Here is an 18,491-nt window from a genome sequence, read left to right as displayed (position 1 = left end):
TACGCCGCGATCGCCGCGGTGCTGCTGTGGGCGGTCGCGCGGCGGGTGCGCACCCGCCGCGCGACCGCCCACAGCAGCACCGCGGCGATCGCGGCGTAGAAGGCGTAGTCGACGTAGTGCCCGTACTGCTCCACGAGCTCGTACTGGGTGCCCAGGGCCATCCCGAGGCCGATGAGCAGCGCGTTCCACAGACCGCTGCCGGCGACGGTGAACAGCGAGAACTTCAGCAGGCTCATCCGCGCCGCCCCGGCGGGCAGGGAGATGAGGCTGCGGACACCGGGCACGAACCGGCCGGTGAACACCGCCGCCCCCTCGTGGCGGTGGAACCACTCGGCGGACTTCGTGACGTCCGAGGCGTCCATCAGCGGGACGCGGCCGGCGATGCGCGCCGCCCGGTCCAGGCCGATCACCTTGCCCACCCAGTACAGGACGAGCGAGCCCAGGTACGACCCGAGGGTCGACAGCGCGAACACCGCCACCAGGTTGATCGACCCGGTCTGGACGAGGAAACCGGCCAGCGGCAGCACGATCTCGCTGGGGATGGGCGGGAAGACCACCTCCGCGAAGCTCAGCAGCCCGACCCCGGGGGCGCCCAGGGCGTCGACGGTGTCGAGGACGAACCCGGTCAGGCCGCCCGTCTCAGCGACAGCGGTCTCGGCCGTGGTGCTCATGCGGGGGAGTCCTCCGGTGGTGTGGGGGAAGGGGGCGGGAACGGCGGGCGCACGTCGACGTCCCGCAGAACGCTCGAGCCGGCGCAGAAGTGCCGCGCCTCGGCGTCCAGCACCAGCCGCGCCGGGGCCGCCCCGCCCGACAGCGCCCGCACGAGGGGCTGCTCGGGCAGCTCGGCCTGGGAGGCGACCAGCAGGGCGTTGCCGTAGCGGCGGCCGCGGAACACGCCCGGCTCGGCCAGCACCGCCGCGTGCGCGAACACCTCGAAGGCGGTGGCGAGCTCGGCGCGCGAGTTCGGCATCGGCGGCCGGTCGGCCAGGTTCGCGATCCACAGCCCGCCCGGGGCCAGGACGCGGTCGACCTCGCGCAGGAACTCCACCGTCCGCAGGTGCCCGGGCACCTGGTCGCCGGCGAAGGCGTCCCGGACCAGGACGTCCTGGGTGCCGTCGGGGACCGGCGCCAGCCCGGCGCGGGCGTCGGCCACCTTCAGCTTGAACCCGGCCGCGCCCGCCGCGCCGAAGCTGCGCCGGACCACCTCGACGAGCCGGGCGTCGACCTCCAGGACGAGCTGGCGCGAGCCGGGCCGGGTCGCGGCCAGGTAGCGGGGGAACGCGCACCCGGCCCCGCCGAGGTGGACGGCGCGCAGCGGCCCGTCGTCCCGGACGGCGTCCAGGACGGCCGCCGTCCACTGGTGGTACTCGAAGACCAGGTTCGTCGGGTCGGCCACGTCGACGTAGGAGCTCGGGACGCCGTTGACGACGACCGTCCAGCCGTCGGGGTCGTCCCGGTCCTGCTCCAGGCGCACCGTCCCGGTGGAGATGGCCTCCTCGCCCTCCACGGGCCGCGCGGCCGGGAGCGCGGGTCGGCGGCGGCGGGCGGGGGAGGAGCGGTCGGGCACCGGTCGATCCAACCAGGTGACGGCGTCCCCGGCCGCCCCGCGGCGGCCGTCCCGGGCGGGACTGAAGTTCCCGGGCCGGTCTGCCGAGGTACTGAGCATGTCCACCTTCCTGGAGATGTGCCTGCTCGCCCTGTTCGTGGTGCCCTTCCTGCGCGACCGCCGCGCCCTGCGCCGCAGCGTCGACGCGAACCGCTTCCCGCAGCTGGACCGCCCGCCGGTGGCCGCCGGGCAGCGCCTGCCGCGGCCGTGGGCGCGCCGCCGCTACGTCGACGCCGGGGTGGCCGAGGTCGCGCAGTACCTGAGCGAGCAGCGCAACGCCCGCTGACGCCGTCGTCCCCGTCGTCCCCGTCGTCCCCGTCGTCCCTGGGTGCGCGCGGCGGCGGAACGGTTAGCGTCGTGGTGTGAGCCCCGACCTCCCCCGCGACGACGCCACGTCCCCCGCCACGACCTCCGGCACCCCGGAGGGGTCCGCCCTGGACCGGCGCGCCGCCGACCTCGTCCAGCGCCTGCTGGCCGTCGGCATCGACGGTCTCGGCCCCTTCGACGGCGCGGCGGAGGTCGCCGCCGCCGCCCGGGAGCACCACCCCAGCGCCGAGTCGGCGATCCACGCGGTCCAGCGCCAGCACACCCGGCTCGTGGCCGGCAACGGGTTCGTCACGGGCCTGGGCGGGTTGCTGACCCTGCCGGTGGCCCTGCCCGCCAACGTCTTCGGGTTCCACGTCCTGGCGGTGCGCGCCGTGGCGGCGATGGCCGAGCTGCGCGGCTACGACACCAGCCGGCCCGAGGTGCGCTCGGCGATCCTGCTGACGCTCGTCGGCGCCGACGCCACCGACGTCCTCAAGGCGGCGGGTCTGCCCACCGGCGGCCGGCTGACCGGCCGGCTCACCGGCCTGCTGACCTCCCGCGTCCCCGCTCCGGTGCTGATGCTGGTCAACAAGGGCGTCGGGTTCCGGATCATCGCGCGCTTCGGCACCCAGGGCCTGCTGCGCCTGCCGCAGCGGGCGCTGCCGGTCGTCGGGGGAGCCGTCGGCGCGGGGGTCGACACCGTGATGTTCCGCCGCATCGCCAAGGCCGCCGAGCACGCGCTGCCGCCGCGCGCGGCGCAGACCCCGTGACCGGCCGCCGGTGAGACGGGCCCTGCGGGCGGTGCCCGCCGTGGACGCCCGCACCGCCGTCCGCCTGCGGCTGCTGCCCGCCATGGTGCGCGACGCCGCGGCCGGGCGCTGGACCGGTCCGGGGCGGCGACGGCTCGCCGCGGCGGCCCTGGGGACGGTGTACCTGCTCTCACCCGTCGACGCCGTCCCCGAGCTGTGGACCCCGCTGCTGGGTCTGGTGGACGACGGTCTCGTCGCGGCGTTCGTCGCCGCCTCCGTCCGCACCGCCACCCAGGACTACGCCCGGGCCCGCCGCGAGCACGGCGACCAGGCCCGGCGTCCCCGTCCCCACAGGGGACGCGCCGGCTGAGGACGGGCCCGGCCTGTGGACGGTGCGGGCCGGCGCGGACCGGGCCCGCCGAGGGTGGGGCCCGTGACCTCCCCGCACGAGCCGCCCACCGCGACCTCCCTCCGCGCCCACGGCCCGCAGGAGCTCGTCGCCCTCGTCCCGTACTGCCTCGGGTTCCACCCCGCCGACAGCCTCGTCGCCCTCGAGTTCGGGACCCCGGGCCCCGGCGGCGGGCGCCCGCTCAGCGGCGGGCTGCGCGTCGACCTGCCGGTCTCGCCGGCTCCCGGCGACGTCGCCGCCGCGACCGGCCCGCTGCTGGCCGTGCTGCGCCGGGACGTGCGGCCGGGCTCGCAGGTGCACCTGCTCGTCCTCGACCCCGACGCCCGGCTGCGCGAGGGCGTCCTGACCCCCGGGGACCGGGCCGCGGCGACCGTCCGCCACGTCCTGGCCGACCTCGGAGGCGGTCCGGCGGGCCCGGCCCCGGCGGAGGTCCTGCTCGTCACCGCCGACCGCTGGCGTTCCCTCACCTGCCACCGGCCCTGCTGCCCGCCGGGCGGCGCCCCGCGCGACGGCGCGGGAGCCGGGCGCGTGACCGCCGAGGCCGTCGGGCGCGGCCTGGCCCCCGCCGCCGACCGCGCCGGGGTCCTGCCGCCGACGGCGCCGCACGGGCCCGAGCGGCTGGCCGCGGCGGCCGCGGCCCGCCGCCGCGCCCGGCGCGCACCGGCCGGGCCCGCCCTCGTCGCCGCCTTCGACGCCGCCGTCGAGGCGCGGCTGGGCTCACGGGTGGCGCAGGTACCGGACGCGGCGTGGTGCGGGCGGGTGCTGGCGGGGCTGGCCGACACCGGCGTGCGGGACGCGGTGCTGCTCAGCGGTGCCCGCGGCCCGGTGACCGAGCGGGCCCGCGCCGCGGTGCTGCACCCCGGCCGGGCCCCGGGGGCCGCGGGCGGTGACGCCGTGGACCTGATCGACCGCGCCCTCGCCGAGGAGCTCGACCCGGTCCGGGCCTCGGCGGCGGCGGCCGTGGCCGTCGACGTCGCCCGGCACGCCGTGGACCGGTCCGCGGCGGGGGCCTGGGCCGTCGCGGCGTGGTTGCACTGGCAGTGCGGGGCGTCCGCGCCCGCCGGCGGGTGCGCGCAGCGGGCGCTGGAGCTCGACCCGTCGCACCGGCTGGCCGGTCTGGTCGGGCAGGCCGTCCGGCTCGGCCTCCGGCCGAGCCGGTGAGGTCGCCCTGGGTGGCGCGTAGTACGGTCACGCATCGTCTACGACGTTGGAGGTTTGCGGCATGGGGATCGTCGTCGGGTACGTGGCCAACCCCGAGGGGCGGGCCGCGCTGGAGCGGGCCGGTGAGGCCGCCGAGCAGCTCGCCACGTCGCTGGTCGTGGTGCACAGCCGGCGTCCGGGCCGGGAGGTCGACGCCGAGGACGCCGAGCAGCTGGCCGCGGTCCACGAGCGGGTGCGCGCCCGGCTGAGCGCCGCGGGCCTGGAGGCGCAGCTGCGGGAGGTCCCCGACTCCGACGACCCGGCCGACGACCTGATCACCGCGGCGGAGGAGACCGGGGCCTCGCTCATCGTCATCGGCCTGCGCCGGCGGACCCCGGTCGGCAAGCTCATCCTCGGGGCCAGCGCGCAGCGCATCCTGCTCGACGCCCCGTGCCCCGTGCTGGCCGTCAAGCCCGAGGACTGACCATCCCCACGACGCCGCGCGAGTGGTGTCGCGCCGCTCCGACCGCCGATCCGTGCAAGAATCGTGGTTTGTCTCCCACGTGGGCATAAGCTCGAGCCCGCCGGTGTTGACGTTGTCGGCTGCTGCCCGCGCAGCCCGTTCCGCCCACGACGAAAGGCAGTCCGTGTCGTCGGTACCGACCTCCCGGCCGCTCCCGCCAGAGTTCGCTTCCGCTCCCTTCCAGGAGCTCCTGCAGCACGGAACCACCCACGGCTACGTCGACGCGCAGTCGGTCCGGGTCGCCTGCGAGGACGCCCAGCTGCCCGTGCAGCGGATGAAGGCGGTCCTGCGCGCCCTCGACGACAACGGGATCACCGTCAAGGTGCCCGAAGCCGCTCCCAAGCGCGCCGTGGCGGCGGCCTCGGCGCGCCGCGCCACCTCCACGGCCACGGCCACCAAGACCGCCCGCCCGGCCGCCAAGCGCGCCGCCGCGCCGGTCGACGGTGAGGACGGTGCCGCCACGGCCAAGCCCGCCGTCAAGGCGGCCAAGGCCCCGGTCAAGGCGGCCGCCAAGAAGGCCGCCGCCAAGCCGGCGGTCAAGGCGACCGCCAAGACCGCCGCCAAGGCCAAGGACGACGAGGGCGACGAACCCGTCGAGGACCTCACCGAGGACCTCAAGGACGACCTCAAGGACGACGACCTCGCCGTCGAGGAGGACGCGGTCGCCGACCCGGCCGAGGCGTCGGAGACGACCGCCAAGAAGACCGGCGGCGCGTTCGTCCTGCGCGACGACGACGAGGACGACGCCCCGGCCCAGCAGGTGTCGACGGCGGGGGCCACGGCCGACCCGGTCAAGGACTACCTGAAGCAGATCGGCAAGGTCGCCCTCCTCAACGCCGAGCAGGAGGTCGAGCTCGCCAAGCGCATCGAGGCCGGCCTGTTCGCCGAGGAGAAGCTGCACTCCGGCGACGACATCGACCCCATCTTCAAGCGCGAGCTGTGGTGGATCAGCGAGGACGGCCGCCGGGCCAAGAACCACCTCCTCGAGGCCAACCTGCGTCTGGTCGTCTCGCTCGCCAAGCGCTACACCGGCCGCGGGATGCTGTTCCTGGACCTGATCCAGGAGGGCAACCTCGGCCTGATCCGCGCGGTCGAGAAGTTCGACTACACCAAGGGCTACAAGTTCTCGACGTACGCGACGTGGTGGATCCGCCAGGCCATCACCCGCGCGATGGCCGACCAGGCCCGCACCATCCGCATCCCGGTGCACATGGTCGAGGTCATCAACAAGCTCGCCCGCGTCCAGCGGCAGATGCTGCAGGACCTGGGCCGCGAGCCCACTCCGGAGGAGCTCGCCAAGGAGCTCGACATGACCCCGGAGAAGGTCGTCGAGGTCCAGAAGTACGGCCGCGAGCCCATCTCGCTGCACACGCCCCTGGGCGAGGACGGCGACTCCGAGTTCGGCGACCTGATCGAGGACTCCGAGGCGGTCGTCCCGGCCGACGCGGTGAGCTTCACCCTCCTGCAGGAGCAGCTGCACTCGGTCCTGGACACCCTGTCCGAGCGCGAGGCCGGCGTGGTCTCGATGCGCTTCGGCCTGACCGACGGCCAGCCCAAGACGCTCGACGAGATCGGCAAGGTCTACGGCGTGACCCGCGAGCGGATCCGCCAGATCGAGTCCAAGACGATGTCGAAGCTGCGTCACCCGTCGCGTTCGCAGGTCCTGCGCGACTACCTGGACTGACGGCACCACCGCGCGCGACGGCCCGGCCGGGGACGACCCCGGCTGGGCCGTCGCGCGTTCGTCACCCGGTGGCCCGCTGCCACCGGGCGGCGAGGGTGCCGAAGGCGGCCCGCAGCGGGGCGGGGGAGACGTCGCGGACCTCGGCGTCGAAGCGGGCGATCGCCCCGGCCAGGGAGATCCACGACCACGAGCCGAGGACGAGGCGGCAGGTCCGGTCGTCCAGCGGCTCGACCGTGCCGTCCCCGGCGAGCTCGGCGACCTCGGCCGCGGGCCGTGCGAGGACGACCCGGCCGGTGCAGGGCCAGGCGTCCCGGCTCGTCGAGCCCTTGAACCGGGCCTCGACGAAGGTCGCGGGGTCCCCGCCGGGGACCGGCCGGGGCGTGAACCGCGGCCCGGTGGGCACCTTGAGCGTGATCCGGTCCAGGCGGAAGGTCCGCCAGTCGTCGCGGTCGAGGTCCCAGGCGAGCAGGTACCAGCGGCCGGCGCGGTGCAGCAGGTGGTGCGGTTCGGCCCGCCGCGGCGCGTCGCGCAGGTCGAAGCGCAGGACCGCGCGGGCGCGGACGGCGTCCCCGACGGCCAGCAGGACGGCGGGGTCGACCCCGGTCCCGCCGCGACCGGCGAAGGTGGCCTCCGACAGCGCCTCGACGCGGTGCCGCAGCCGGGCCGGCAGCACCTGCCCGACGGTGGTCAGGGCCCGGGCCGCCCCGTCCCCGATCCCGCCGCCCTCGGCGGCCGCGATCCGCAGGGCCACGGTGAGGGCCACGGCCTGCTCGTCGTCGAACAGCAGGGGAGGCAGGTCCTCGCCGGCGTCCAGCCGGTAGCCGCCGTCCGGACCCTTCGTGGAGGTGACGGGGTAGCCGAGCTCACGCAGGCGCTCCACGTCGCGGCGGACGGTGCGCGGGCTGACCTCGAGGCGCTCGGCCAGGACCTGCCCGGGCCAGTCGCGGCGGGCCTGCAGCAGCGACAGCAGCGCCAGGAGACGTCCGGGGGGTGTGCTCACGAGGTCGAGCATCGCGCGAGAAGAGGTCAGGACCTGACCGCTGCACCCGGGATGGTCGTCGGTGTCCCCCGGGAGCACCCGGGGACACCCAGCGATCGGAGGAGCCACCGTGCCCATCACGACCACCACGCACCTCAACTTCCGCGGCCGGGCCGAGGAGGCCCTGCGGTTCTACGGCGCCGTCTTCGGGGCCGAGCCCGTGATCGTCACCTACGGTCAGGCGCACGACCCGCAGGGCGAGCCTGAGCACGTCGTGTGGGGTGAGGTGCGTGCCGCGAGCGGGTTCCACGTCATGGCCTACGACGTGCAGACCGACCGGGACTTCGACCCCGGCCGGCACGCCGTCTACGTCTCGCTGCGCTGCGACACCGCCGAGGAGGTCACCGCGGCCTACGAGGGCCTGGCCCGGGGAGCCGTCCACGTCCGGACGCCGCTGGGACCCTCGCCGTTCTCCCCGCTGTACGGGATGCTCACCGACCGGTTCGGCGTCACCTGGGTGGTGGACCAGCAGGTCGCGTTCAGCGCAGGCTGAGCGCCCCGGCGACCACGACCCCGGTCGCCACCAGCCCCGCGGCCCCCTCGATCGCCACGCTCAGGCCGACGTTCTTCAGCGCGACCACCGTCGAGCCCCAGGCCCGGCGGGCCCGGTCGGGGGTCGCGGTGGTGCCCAGGAGCTCGCCGAGGAACACCCCGAGCACGAACCCGAGGGGCAGTCCCAGCACCGGGACGACGAAGAACCCGACGACCCCGAGCAGGCCGCCGAGCAGGAGGGTGGTCCGCCGGATGCCCGCCCGGGTCATCCGGCGGCCGGGCAGCAGGTACATCGCGACCTGCCCGCCGGCCAGCAGGACGGCCGCGGCGGCGAAGAACCACCAGGCGGCACCGCCGGTGCCGATCGCCCACACCAGGGCGGCCACGGCGATGAGGACGGTCCCGGGCAGGACCGGGACGACGATCCCGACCAGCCCGACGGCCAGGGCGACCGCGACGACGACGAGCCCGGCGTCACCCACGGTGACTCCGGGCTCGTCGGCCGTGCGGCGTGATCGTGATCAGCGCTCGTCGGGGGCCGCGGTGGACGACGTGGTCGCGAGCTTCTGCGACTCGTCGTGGATGTCGGCGCCCGCGGCGCGCAGGGCCTGACCGTGCTCGCGGCCGTGGTGAGCGCAGAAGAGGAGCTCACCACCGGCGGAGAGCACGACCCTGACGTAGGCCTGCGCACCGCACCGGTCGCACCGGTCCGAGGCGGTCATCGGGGCGTTGCTGCTGAGGGTGGTCATGGCGGTGGTCATTCCGCGACTCCTTCCGGGTCGTGCACGCTGGCGGGCAGCTGCTGCTCCCACCGGACACTCTTCCCCAACCGTCGCCCGGGCGCGCGCGTTCCCACGCCGTCGGAGCAACGCGTTCGCTCGTAGCGGAGGTGGCGTCGCTCACACCGGCGCGACAGGCGCCTGCGCCGTCGTGTCGGTGCCCCCACGTACCCTGCCCGGGTGACTCCCCCCAGCTCCGCCTCGTCCAACGGGTCCGCCGGGACCTCCGGCGAGGAGAAGTACACCGCCGCCAACCTCCTCGTCCTCGAGGGGCTCGAGGCGGTCCGCAAGCGTCCCGGCATGTACATCGGCTCCACGGACTCCCGGGGCCTCATGCACTGCCTGTGGGAGATCATCGACAACTCCGTCGACGAGGCGCTGGGCGGTCACTGCTCCAACATCACCGTGATCCTGCACCCGGACGGGTCGGTGGAGGTCCACGACGACGGCCGCGGCATCCCGGTCGACGTGGAGAAGCGCACGGGCCTGTCGGGGGTGGAGGTCGTCTTCACGCACCTGCACGCCGGTGGGAAGTTCGGCGGCGGGTCCTACTCGGCCTCCGGCGGTCTGCACGGCGTCGGCGCCTCGGTCGTCAACGCCCTGTCGTCCCGGCTCGACGTCGAGGTCGACCGCGGCGGCAAGACGTACGCGGCGAGCTTCCGGCGCGGGACCCCGGGGCACTACGACGGCGACGGGCCGGACGCGCCGTTCACGCCCGCCACGGGGTTGCGGGTCGTGGGCCGCGCCAAGCGCGGGGTGACCGGGACCCGGGTGCGGTACTGGGCCGACGGCCAGGTGTTCCTCAAGGACGCGAGGTTCTCCCACGAGGACCTGACCGCGCGCGCCCGGCAGACGTCCTTCCTCGTGCCCGGCCTGCGCATCGTCATCCGCGACGAGCGGACGGGTGAGCCGAGCGAGGAGGTCTTCCAGCACGACGGCGGCATCAGCGAGTACGCCGACTTCCTCACCCCGGACGCGCCGGTCACCTCGGTGTGGCGCCTGCAGGGCGAGGACGTCTTCACCGAGACGGTTCCGGTCCTCGACGAGTCCGGCCACATGAGCATGCAGGACGTCGAGCGCCGCTGCGCCGTGGACATCGCGCTGCGCTGGGGGACCGGCTACGAGCCGACCGTCCGGACCTTCGTCAACATCATCGCCACGCCCAAGGGCGGCTCGCACCTGTCGGGCTTCGAGCAGGGGCTGTACGCCGCGGTGAAGAAGCAGGTGGACGCCCAGGCGCGCCGGCTGAAGGTCGGCCGGGACGAGAAGCTGGAGAAGGACGACATCCTGGCCGGGATGACGGCGGTGGTGACCGTCCGGCTGGCCGAGCCGCAGTTCGAGGGCCAGACCAAGGAGGTCCTGGGGACGGCGGCGGTGCGCGCGATCGTCCGCAAGGTCGTCGAGGTCCGCCTCGGGGAGTTCCTCACCAGCCCGCGCCGGGACGAGAAGGCGCAGGCCACGGCGGTGCTCGACAAGGTCGTCACGGAGATGAAGTCGCGCATCTCCGCGCGGCTGCACAAGGAGACCCAGCGCCGCAAGAACGCGCTGGAGAGCTCCTCGCTGCCGCCGAAGCTGAAGGATTGCCGGTCCGACGACGTCGCGAACACCGAGCTGTTCCTCGTCGAGGGCGACTCGGCGCTGGGCACGGCGATGGGGGCGCGGGACTCGGAGTACCAGGCGCTGCTGCCGCTGCGCGGCAAGATCCTGAACGTCCAGAAGGCCTCGGTCACGGACATGCTGAAGAACGCCGAGTGCGCCGCGATCATCCAGGTCGTCGGCGGGGGGTCGGGGCGCAGCTTCGACCTCGACGCGGTGCGCTACGGCAAGATCGTGCTGATGACGGACGCCGACGTCGACGGCGCGCACATCCGCACGCTGCTGCTGACGCTGTTCTTCCGCTACATGCGCCCGCTCATCGACGCCGGGCGGGTCTTCGCGGCCGTCCCGCCGCTGCACCGGCTGGAGGTGACGCAGTCCGGGCGCAAGGGCAAGGAGGTGATCTACACGTACTCCGACGCCGAGCTGCGGAGGGTGACCGCCGACCTGCAGAAGCGGGGCCGCACGTACAAGGAGCCCCAGCGGTACAAGGGGCTGGGGGAGATGGACGAGGACCAGCTCGCCGAGACCACGATGGAGCGCCAGCACCGGACGCTGCGCCGGGTCACGGTGTCCGACGGCGCCGTGGCCGAGCGGGTCTTCGAGCTGCTCATGGGCAACGACGTCGCCCCGCGCAAGGACTTCATCATCGCGGGGGCCGAGAAGCTGGACCGCGACCGCATCGACGCCTGACCCCTCGAACCCGCCGGGCCTCCCGCACCCGGTTGAACCCCCGGTCCGACCTCTCGGGCCGGGGGTTCCGCGTGTGCGGGCCCCGGATGTCCGTTCGTGTCCGTTGTGTTGACTTCGTGTCCGAATCGGGCGTACAACTGTCCCCAGCACGCGGAGACGACGACGTCGGTTCAGGAGTCAGACCATGTACGCACCGGAGCGGCACCAGGCCATCCTCGACGCGGCGCGCAGCGCCGGCCGGGTGGAGGTCACCGCCCTGGCGGACGTGTTCGACGTGACCCCCGAGACGATCCGCCGCGACCTGACCGTCCTGGAACGGCGCGGTGTCCTGCGCCGCGTGCACGGCGGCGCCATCCCCCTCGAGCGCCTCGGCGCCGAGCTCGCCGTGCCCGAGCGGCAGGACGTCGCCGGCGCCGAGAAGGACCGCATCGCCAAGACCGCGCTGGCCGAGCTGCCCGAGGCCGGGACCCTCCTCGTCGACGCCGGGACCACCACCGCCCGGTTCGCCGAGCTGCTGCCGACCGACCGCGAGCTCACCGTCGTCACGCACGCCCTGCCGGTCGCGCAGATCGTCGCGAACCGGCCCAACCTCACCCTGCACCTGGTCGGGGGCACCGTCCGCGGCCGGACGCTGGCCGCCGTCGGCGGCTGGGCCGAGCGCGCCCTCGCCGAGGTCTTCGCCGACGTCGCCTTCCTCGGCACCAACGCCCTGACCGTCGAGCGCGGGCTCACCACCCCCGACCTCGCCGAGGCCGCCGTCAAGCGCGCCCTCATCTCCTCGGCCCGGCGCACCGTCGTCCTGGCCGACCACACCAAGTTCGGCCGCGACGACTTCGCCCACGTCGCAGACCTGGAGGCCGTCGACACCGTGATCACCGACACCGCCACCGACCCCGACCTCCTCGGCGAGGTCGAGGCCGCCGGACCCCGGGTGGTGAGGGCGTGAGGTTCCTGACCGTCACCCCCAACCCCAGCGTCGACCACACGGTCGAGCTCACCGAGCTCACCCGCGGCGAGGTCCACCGCGCCCTCGCCGGTTCGGTCGAGGCCGGCGGCAAGGGCGTCAACGTCGCCCGCGTCCTGGCCCGGCACGGCCACGACACCACCGCCGTCCTGCCCTCGGGCGGGATCGACGGGAACCGGCTGGAGGCGCTGCTGGAACCGCAGCGGGTCCGCGCCGTGACCGTCGCCATCGCCGGGACGATCCGCACGAACACCACCGTCGTCGAGCGCGACGGGACGACGACCAAGCTCAACGAACCCGGCCCCGAACTCACTCCCGCCGACGTGGACGCGTTGCACCGCAGCGTGGTCGCCGAGCTGGCGACCCGCCCCGACTGGTTCGTCACCAGCGGGTCGCTGCCGCCCGGTGCCCCCGGCGACCTGCACGCGACGTTCGTGCGGGCCGCCCGGGCGGCCGGGGTCCGCACCGCCGTCGACACCAGCGGAACCGCGCTGGCCGCCGCCGTCGACGCCGCCCCGGACGTCCTCAAACCCAACGAGGACGAACTGGCCGAACTCCTCGGCCGCGAACTGCACACCGTCGGCGACGTCGTGGCCGCCGCCGGTGAACTGCGCGCCCGCGGGGTCGGCGAGGTGCTCGTCAGCCTCGGCGGCGCCGGTGCCCTGCTGGTCGGCGACGGGGGCACCGTGTGGGCCGGGGGGCCGACCCTCGTCCCGCTGAGCACCGTGGGAGCCGGCGACTGCACGCTCGCGGGTTTCCTGCACGCCCGGGGCGGCGCCGCGCAGCGGCTCGCCACGGCCGTGGCCTGGGGGCGCGCCGCCGTCCTGCTCCCCGGCAGCACCGTCCCCGGACCCCCGGGCACCACCACCGCGGCGCAGGCCGTGCGCACCCTGGAAGACCCCCACCCCGACACCCTCGTGAAGGACCTTCAGCGATGACCGATCTCACCGCCCCCGAACTCGTCCTCGTCGACCTGCGGGCCGCTGACCGCGTCGACGCGACGCGCCAGCTCGCGCAGACCCTGGTCGACGCCGGCCGGGTCACCGACCTGGAGGGTTTCCTCGCCGACGTCGCCGCCCGCGAGGAGCAGATGGCCACCGGGATCCCCGGCGGCATCGGCCTGCCGCACGCCCGCTCGGCGGCCGTCACGGTGCCGAGCCTGGCGATCGGCCGGGTCGTGAACGGGACGGGCATCGACTGGGGCGCCCCCGACGGCCCGGCCAACCTGGTGTTCCTCATCGCCGCGCCCGCCGAGGGCGAGGCCGACCACCTGACGATCCTGGCCGCCCTGGCCCGCAAGCTCGTGCACGTCTCCTTCCGCCAGTCCCTGCTCGAGGCCCCCGACGCCGCCGCCGTCGCCTCGACCGTCCTGGAAGAGGTGTACGGACGATGAAGTTCGTCGCGATCACCAGCTGCCCCACGGGCATCGCCCACACGTACATGGCCGCCGAGGCCCTCGAGGTCGCCGGCCGCGAGGCCGGGCACGAGGTCCAGGTCGAGACGCAGGGGGCGGCGGGATCCGCCCCGTTCGACCCGGCCGTCATCGCCGCCGCCGACGGCGTCATCTACGCCGCCGACCTCGAGGTCCGCGACAAGGACCGGTTCGCCGGGCTGCCGTTCGTCGACGTCGGGGTGAAGAAGGCCGTCGCCGACGCCCCCGGCGTCGTGGCCGCCGCGGTCGCCGCCGTCGAGGCCGCGCCGAAGGGGGCCACGCCGGCGCCGGCCGCCGGCCCGGCCCCGGCCACCAAGGTCACCTCGAACGCGGGCGTGGGCACCCGGGTCCGGCAGTGGCTCATGACCGGGGTCAGCTACATGATCCCGTTCGTCGCCGCCGGCGGGATCATGATCGCGCTCGCCTTCCTCATCGGGGGCTACACGATCAACACGGTCACCGCCGCCGACCTCATCGAGGGTTTCGACCCCGCCTCCGGCCACGACTGGGCCGGGCTCCTGTTCGTCCTGGGCGGTTCCGCCTTCGGGTTCCTCGTGCCGGTCCTGGCCGGGTTCATCGCCTTCGGCATCGCCGACCGGCCCGGCCTGGCGCCCGGTTTCGTCGGCGGCACCATCGCCGTCGCCGTCGGCGCGGGGTTCCTCGGCGGTCTGGTCGCCGGTTTCCTCGGCGGGTTCGTCGCCCTGGGCCTGGCCCGGCTGAAGGTCCCGAACGCCGTCCGCGGCATCATGCCCGTCGTCGTGATCCCGCTGGTGGCGACGTTCCTCACCGCCGGCGCGATGCTGGTCGTCCTGGGCCGGCCGATCGCCTGGCTCATGGACCAGCTCACCGACGGGCTGAACTCGTTGTCCGGCAGCGGGATCGTCCTGCTCGGCGTCATCCTCGGGGTCATGATGGCCGCCGACCTCGGCGGGCCGATCAACAAGGTCGCGTACACGTTCGCCACCACCGGCCTGGCCACCGTCGCCACCGCCTCCGGCAGCCCCGTCGAGCTGAAGGTCATGGCCGCGGTCATGGCGGCCGGCATGACCCCGCCGCTGGGCATCGCCCTGGCCACGTTCGTCCGCAAGACCCTGTTCACCGAGGCCGAGCGGCAGAACGGCAAGGCCGCGGTCCTGCTCGGGGCGTTCTTCATCACCGAGGGCGCGATCCCGTTCGCCGCGGCGGCCCCGCTGCGCATCATCCCCGCCGCGATGATCGGCTCGGGCGTCACCGGCGGCCTGGTGATGGCCTTCGGCAACACCCTGCGCGCCCCGCACGGCGGCGTCGTCGTCTTCGGCCTCGTCGGCCAGCCGCTGCTGTACCTGCTCGCCATCGTCCTCGGCACCGTCGTCACCGCCGCCGCCGTCGTCCTGCTCAAGGGTCTGCACCGCAAGGCCCCCCAGGTCCAGGACACCGCCGCCACCACCACCCAGCCCGCCACCGTCTGAGGAGAAACCCCGTGCCCGCCACCCGCACCGCCGTCGTCGCCTCCCGCGTCGGCCTGCACGCCCGCCCCGCCTCGCTGTTCGTCCAGGCCGCCGCGGCCACCGGGCTGCCCGTGACCATCGCCGTCGGTGACGGCGACCCGGTCGACGCCCGCAGCATCCTCATGGTCATGGGCCTGGGCGCCAAGCACGGCGACCAGGTCACCCTGACCGCCGAGGGGGAGGGCGCCGACGCGGCGCTGGAGTCCCTCGCGACGCTGGTCGAGACCGACCACGATGCCTGAGCTGTCCGGGGTCGGCGTCGGGACGGGCGCCGCGGTGGGGACGGCCGTCGTCCTCGCCCCGCCCGCCCGCCCGCCGGCCGCCGAGCCCGCCGACCCCGGCGCCGGGCCCCGGGTGCGCGAGGCGTTCGAGGCGGTGGCCGCGACCCTGCGTGAGCGCGCGGCCTCGGCCGGCGGCACGACGGCCGAGGTGCTGCAGGCCACCGCGCTGATGGCCGCCGACCCCGGGCTGCTCGCCGTCGTCGACCAGCGCCTGGCCGCCGGGTCGGGCCCGGCGACCGCGGTCGACGAGGCCGTCGAGCAGTTCTGCGCCGTCCTGGCCGCCTCCGGGCCCTACCTGGCCGAGCGCGTCACCGACCTGCGCGACGTCCGCGACCGCGTCGTCGCCCGGGTCCTGGGCCTGCCCGAACCGGGCGTGCCGCGCCTGAGCGAGCCGTCGGTCGTCGTGGCCCGCGACCTGGCCCCGGCCGACACCGCCGCGCTGGACCTGTCCCTGGTCGTCGGGATCGTCACCGAGCTCGGCGGCCCGACGAGCCACACCGCGATCATCGCGGCCCAGTTCGGCATCCCCTGCCTCGTGCGGGTGCCGGGGGCGACCGACGTCGCCGCGGGCACCACGGTGGCGCTGGACGCCCGGGCCGGGACGCTGGTCCCGGACCCGCCGGCGGACCTGCGCGAGGCCGTCGCCGCGCGCCGCGCCGCCCGCGAGGCGCTCGCGGCCTCCGCCGGGGGCCCCGGCCGCACGGCCGACGGCACCGCGGTGCAGCTGCTGGCCAACGTCGGGACCCTCGAGGACGCCGAACGCGCTGCGGCGCAGGACGTCGAGGGCGTCGGTTTGTTCCGCACCGAGGTCCTGTTCCTGGACCGGGCCGACGCCCCGACGCTGCAGGAGCAGACCGAGGCGTACGCCCGGGTGCTCACGGCGTTCGGCGACCGCAAGGTCGTCGTCCGCACGCTGGACGCCGGCGCCGACAAACCGCTCGCCTTCGTCGACGTCGCGGCCGAGGAGAACCCCGCCCTGGGCGTGCGCGGGCTGCGCACCGCCCGACGGCACCCGGACCTGCTGGACACCCAGCTGCGCGCCCTGGCCGCGGCCGCGGAGCGGACCGGGACGCAGCCGTGGGTCATGGCCCCGATGGTCTCCACGCCCGCCGAGGCCGCGCAGTTCGCGCAGCAGGCCCGGCGGGCCGGTCTGAGCACGGTCGGGGCGATGGTCGAGGTCCCCGCCGCGGCCCTGCGGGCGCAGCAGCTGGTGGCCGCCGGCCTGGACTTCGTGAGCCTGGGCACCAACGACCTCACCCAGTACACGATGGCCGCCGACCGCCTCGAGGGCGACCTCGCCGACCTGCTCGACCCGTGGCAGCCGGCGGTGCTGCAGCTCGTCGAGGCCACCGGGCGGGTGGACGTCCCGGTGGGGGTGTGCGGCGAGGCCGCGCGCGACCCGCTGCTGGCCCTCGTGCTCGTCGGCCTCGGGGTGCGGAGCCTGTCGATGGCCCCGGCGGCCGTCCCGGCGGTCCGCCACGCCCTGGCCCGGACCGACCTGGGGACGTGCCGGGAGATGGCGCGCGCGGCGCTGGCGGCCGACTCGGCCACCGCGGCGCGCGACGCGGCGGCGCGTTCGGCCGATCCCGAGGTCCTCGCGTTGTAACCTCGCAGCAGGATCCCTCGGCGGGACGTCCCCCCGGCCTCGCCGAGGGATCCGCAGGAACTACCCGGAGGTGCGCTGGTGGCCAGGGTCGTCGTGACCACCGCGGGCGGGGTGCGCGGCCGGGCCGCCGAGCGCGGGGTGGTGAGTTTCCGCGGCGTCCCCTACGCCGCACCGCCGACGGGGTTGCGCCGGTTCGCCGCCCCCGTCCCGCCGGAGCCGTGGCGCGGGGTGCGCGAGGCCCGCGACCCCTCGCCCGTCGCCCCCCAGGACCCCCGTTCCGGCTACGGCTGGACGCACACCGCCGGGGACGACCACCTCACCGTCGACGTCCACGTCCCCGCCGACCTCCCGCGCGGCCTGCCGGTCCTGGTGTGGATCCACGGCGGCGGCTGGGTCTCGGGGTCGGCGTCGGCCCCCGGGTACCACCCGGCCGCCTGGGTGCGGCGGGGTTTCGTCGTCGTCGCCATGAACTACCGCCTGGGGTTCGAGGGTTTCGGCGCGGTGCCCGGGGCCCCGGACAACCGGGGGATCCTCGACCAGATCGCGGCGCTGCGCTGGGTGGCGGAGAACGTCCGTGCCTTCGGCGGCGACCCCGACCGGGTCACGATCGCCGGGCAGTCCGCCGGGGCCGCCTCGGTGGCCGCGCTGATGTGCGCACCCGCGGCCCGCGGGCTGTTCTCGCGGGCCATCGCGGCGAGCATCACGGGGGAGACGTACACGCAGCGGCAGGCGGCCGACGTCGCCGCCCGCGTCGCCCGGGCGGCCCGGGTCCCGGCCACCCGGGAGGGTTTCGCCGGGCTGCCGCCGGTGCGCCTGCTCGCGGCCTCCGACGCCGTCGCCCAGGACCTCGCCGCCGACCCCGCGGCCGGGCCGCGCGGCGCGGTCCCGCTGCTGTACCACCCCGTCGTGGACGGGGAGGTCGTGCGGGGGCCGTTCATGCAGGGCCCGCACGCCGGGGGCGACCCGGGCGTCGACCTGCTCGTGCAGACCGTCGCCGACGAGTGGACGCTGTTCTCCCGCAGCGGTTTCGCGCCCGTCGCGCAGGACTTCGCGCAGGTCGCCGAGTTCGCCGCGGCCGTCGGCCTGCCGGCCGCGGCGGTCGACCGGTACCGCGAGCTGCTGCCCGGCGCCGACCCCGGTGCCCTCGGCGACGCGCTGCTGTCCGACGCCCTGTTCGCCGAACCGTCCCGCCGGTTCGCCCGCGCCCACACCGCCCGCGGCGGCCGCACCCACCTGGCCCGGTTCACCTGGCGCTCCCCGGTGCTCGGCGGCCGGTTCGGCGCCACCCACGGCCTCGACGTGCCGTTCGCGTTCGGGAACCCGCAGGCGATGGAGCTGTTCCTGCACGCCGTCCCGGTGCTGCCGCTGGCCCGCCGGGTCCCGGGCCTGGGGAGCCGGGTGCGGGGGCTGTTCCCGACCCCGGCCGCCGCGGCGTTGTCGCGCCGGGTCGTCGCGGCCTGGACGGGGTTCGCCGCCGACGGCGACCCCGGGTGGCCGCGGATCTCCGAGGCCGGGGTGCCCGTCCACGTCTGGGGTTCGCGCGACACCCTCGAACGGACCCCCGACGCGCGCGAGCGGATCTGGGCCGACGTGGAGTTCCGGCCCTTCGACGGGCCCGGGACCGGCCCGTAGAGCCCGTGGCGGGGACGTCGCCGCGGCCCGTCGAGCCGGTCGCCCTGGCTCGCGGACCCGGTACCCCGTAGCG

The 18,491-nt window shown here is 75.6% G+C and carries 20 protein-coding genes; 15 read left to right on the top strand and 5 right to left on the bottom strand.

The genetic code is table 11. The features are described 5' to 3' along the window. Both ACRYRX_RS17885 and ACRYRX_RS17880 read right to left on the bottom strand, forming a co-directional pair. Positions 1-671 (bottom strand): DedA family protein (locus ACRYRX_RS17885; RefSeq protein ID WP_432513976.1); only part of this gene is annotated, 671 nt, incomplete at its 3' end. After that, the gene (locus ACRYRX_RS17880) at positions 668-1,567 is read right to left on the bottom strand and encodes a spermidine synthase (protein ID WP_432513974.1); all 900 of its coding nucleotides are present in this window, start codon (positions 1,565-1,567) and stop codon (positions 668-670) included. The genes ACRYRX_RS17885 and ACRYRX_RS17880, both read right to left, overlap by 4 nt. A 97-nt stretch (positions 1,568-1,664) precedes the next feature. Here ACRYRX_RS17880 and ACRYRX_RS17875 point away from each other — a divergent pair, with 97 nt between their 5' ends. The 6 genes from ACRYRX_RS17875 (at position 1,665) to ACRYRX_RS17850 (ending at position 6,417) form a co-directional block, all read left to right on the top strand. Continuing rightward, complete coding sequence (locus tag ACRYRX_RS17875; protein ID WP_432513972.1) at positions 1,665-1,892, top strand: hypothetical protein; 228 nt, start codon at positions 1,665-1,667, stop codon at positions 1,890-1,892. Between the two features lie 76 nt (positions 1,893-1,968). Next, complete coding sequence (locus tag ACRYRX_RS17870; protein WP_432513969.1) at positions 1,969-2,682, top strand: EcsC family protein; 714 nt, start codon at positions 1,969-1,971, stop codon at positions 2,680-2,682. 40 nt (positions 2,683-2,722) lie between these two features. Further along, positions 2,723-3,031 (top strand): YkvA family protein, encoded by a 309-nt coding sequence (locus ACRYRX_RS17865; RefSeq protein WP_432513967.1) that lies wholly within the window; start codon positions 2,723-2,725, stop codon positions 3,029-3,031. 63 nt (positions 3,032-3,094) lie between these two features. Continuing rightward, positions 3,095-4,231 (top strand): DUF4192 family protein, encoded by a 1,137-nt coding sequence (locus tag ACRYRX_RS17860; protein WP_432513966.1) that lies wholly within the window; start codon positions 3,095-3,097, stop codon positions 4,229-4,231. Positions 4,232-4,292: 61 nt separating this feature from the next. Further along, positions 4,293-4,694, top strand: a complete 402-nt coding sequence (locus ACRYRX_RS17855) for a universal stress protein (protein WP_432513963.1) — start codon at positions 4,293-4,295, stop codon at positions 4,692-4,694. A gap of 163 nt (positions 4,695-4,857) precedes the next feature. Then, the gene (locus ACRYRX_RS17850; RefSeq protein ID WP_432513962.1) at positions 4,858-6,417 is read left to right on the top strand and encodes an RNA polymerase sigma factor; all 1,560 of its coding nucleotides are present in this window, start codon (positions 4,858-4,860) and stop codon (positions 6,415-6,417) included. Positions 6,418-6,478: 61 nt separating this feature from the next. Here ACRYRX_RS17850 and ACRYRX_RS17845 read toward each other — a convergent pair whose 3' ends face one another. Beyond that, complete coding sequence (locus tag ACRYRX_RS17845; protein ID WP_432513961.1) at positions 6,479-7,417, bottom strand: helix-turn-helix transcriptional regulator; 939 nt, start codon at positions 7,415-7,417, stop codon at positions 6,479-6,481. Between the two features lie 109 nt (positions 7,418-7,526). Here ACRYRX_RS17845 and ACRYRX_RS17840 point away from each other — a divergent pair, with 109 nt between their 5' ends. Further along, on the top strand, positions 7,527-7,949 hold the full coding sequence (locus ACRYRX_RS17840; RefSeq protein WP_432513960.1) for a VOC family protein: 423 nt from the start codon (positions 7,527-7,529) through the stop codon (positions 7,947-7,949). Here the strand turns inward: ACRYRX_RS17840 and ACRYRX_RS17835 are convergent. Together ACRYRX_RS17835 and ACRYRX_RS17830 are read right to left on the bottom strand one after the other, a co-directional pair. Beyond that, positions 7,936-8,430 (bottom strand): DUF456 domain-containing protein, encoded by a 495-nt coding sequence (locus ACRYRX_RS17835; RefSeq protein ID WP_432513959.1) that lies wholly within the window; start codon positions 8,428-8,430, stop codon positions 7,936-7,938. The two genes, ACRYRX_RS17840 and ACRYRX_RS17835, sit on opposite strands and share 14 nt — an antisense overlap. Before the next feature lie 39 nt (positions 8,431-8,469). Beyond that, the gene (locus ACRYRX_RS17830; RefSeq protein WP_432513958.1) at positions 8,470-8,709 is read right to left on the bottom strand and encodes a DUF7455 domain-containing protein; all 240 of its coding nucleotides are present in this window, start codon (positions 8,707-8,709) and stop codon (positions 8,470-8,472) included. A 198-nt stretch (positions 8,710-8,907) separates the two neighbouring features. Between ACRYRX_RS17830 and ACRYRX_RS17825 the strand changes: the two genes are divergently transcribed. From ACRYRX_RS17825 to ACRYRX_RS17790, 8 genes are all read left to right on the top strand, one after another. Next, positions 8,908-11,016: a DNA gyrase/topoisomerase IV subunit B gene (locus ACRYRX_RS17825; protein WP_432513956.1), complete on the top strand. Its 2,109-nt coding sequence runs from the start codon at positions 8,908-8,910 to the stop codon at positions 11,014-11,016. Positions 11,017-11,200: 184 nt separating this feature from the next. After that, positions 11,201-11,962 (top strand): DeoR/GlpR family DNA-binding transcription regulator, encoded by a 762-nt coding sequence (locus ACRYRX_RS17820; protein WP_432513955.1) that lies wholly within the window; start codon positions 11,201-11,203, stop codon positions 11,960-11,962. Next, positions 11,959-12,918, top strand: coding sequence for a 1-phosphofructokinase (gene pfkB, locus ACRYRX_RS17815; protein WP_432513954.1), 960 nt, complete (start codon positions 11,959-11,961; stop codon positions 12,916-12,918). The genes ACRYRX_RS17820 and pfkB overlap by 4 nt, the downstream gene beginning before the upstream one ends. After that, positions 12,915-13,373, top strand: a complete 459-nt coding sequence (locus ACRYRX_RS17810) for a PTS sugar transporter subunit IIA (RefSeq protein ID WP_432513952.1) — start codon at positions 12,915-12,917, stop codon at positions 13,371-13,373. Before pfkB ends, ACRYRX_RS17810 begins: the two co-directional genes overlap by 4 nt. After that, positions 13,370-14,860, top strand: coding sequence for a PTS fructose transporter subunit IIC (locus ACRYRX_RS17805; RefSeq protein ID WP_432513950.1), 1,491 nt, complete (start codon positions 13,370-13,372; stop codon positions 14,858-14,860). The genes ACRYRX_RS17810 and ACRYRX_RS17805 overlap by 4 nt, the downstream gene beginning before the upstream one ends. A gap of 11 nt (positions 14,861-14,871) precedes the next feature. Continuing rightward, complete coding sequence (locus ACRYRX_RS17800) at positions 14,872-15,141, top strand: HPr family phosphocarrier protein (RefSeq protein ID WP_432513948.1); 270 nt, start codon at positions 14,872-14,874, stop codon at positions 15,139-15,141. Then, entirely contained in the window at positions 15,134-16,786 is a 1,653-nt protein-coding gene (ptsP, locus tag ACRYRX_RS17795) for a phosphoenolpyruvate--protein phosphotransferase (RefSeq protein ID WP_432513946.1), read from the top strand. Before ACRYRX_RS17800 ends, ptsP begins: the two co-directional genes overlap by 8 nt. Positions 16,787-16,864: 78 nt before the next feature. Continuing rightward, positions 16,865-18,418 (top strand): carboxylesterase/lipase family protein, encoded by a 1,554-nt coding sequence (locus ACRYRX_RS17790; RefSeq protein ID WP_432513944.1) that lies wholly within the window; start codon positions 16,865-16,867, stop codon positions 18,416-18,418. Positions 18,419-18,491: the final 73 nt, after the last annotated feature.

Origin of the sequence: Kineococcus lubricus (genome assembly GCF_050871965.1) — a bacterium.
Lineage (GTDB): Bacteria > Actinomycetota > Actinomycetes > Actinomycetales > Kineococcaceae > Kineococcus.
Note: the sequence above shows the minus strand (reverse complement) of the source record. Positions and strands in the feature narration are given on the sequence as shown.

What these genes read in the sequence shown, in the direction of transcription:
- ACRYRX_RS17830 (WP_432513958.1), bottom strand. Translation starts at nt 8,709, where the DNA reads ATGACCACCGCCATGACCACCCTCAGCAGCAACGCCCCGATGACCGCC.
- ptsP (WP_432513946.1), top strand. Translation starts at nt 15,134, where the DNA reads ATGCCTGAGCTGTCCGGGGTCGGCGTCGGGACGGGCGCCGCGGTGGGG.
- ACRYRX_RS17810 (WP_432513952.1), top strand. Translation starts at nt 12,915, where the DNA reads ATGACCGATCTCACCGCCCCCGAACTCGTCCTCGTCGACCTGCGGGCC.
- ACRYRX_RS17820 (WP_432513955.1), top strand. Translation starts at nt 11,201, where the DNA reads ATGTACGCACCGGAGCGGCACCAGGCCATCCTCGACGCGGCGCGCAGC.
- ACRYRX_RS17855 (WP_432513963.1), top strand. Translation starts at nt 4,293, where the DNA reads ATGGGGATCGTCGTCGGGTACGTGGCCAACCCCGAGGGGCGGGCCGCG.
- ACRYRX_RS17805 (WP_432513950.1), top strand. Translation starts at nt 13,370, where the DNA reads ATGAAGTTCGTCGCGATCACCAGCTGCCCCACGGGCATCGCCCACACG.
- ACRYRX_RS17875 (WP_432513972.1), top strand. Translation starts at nt 1,665, where the DNA reads ATGTCCACCTTCCTGGAGATGTGCCTGCTCGCCCTGTTCGTGGTGCCC.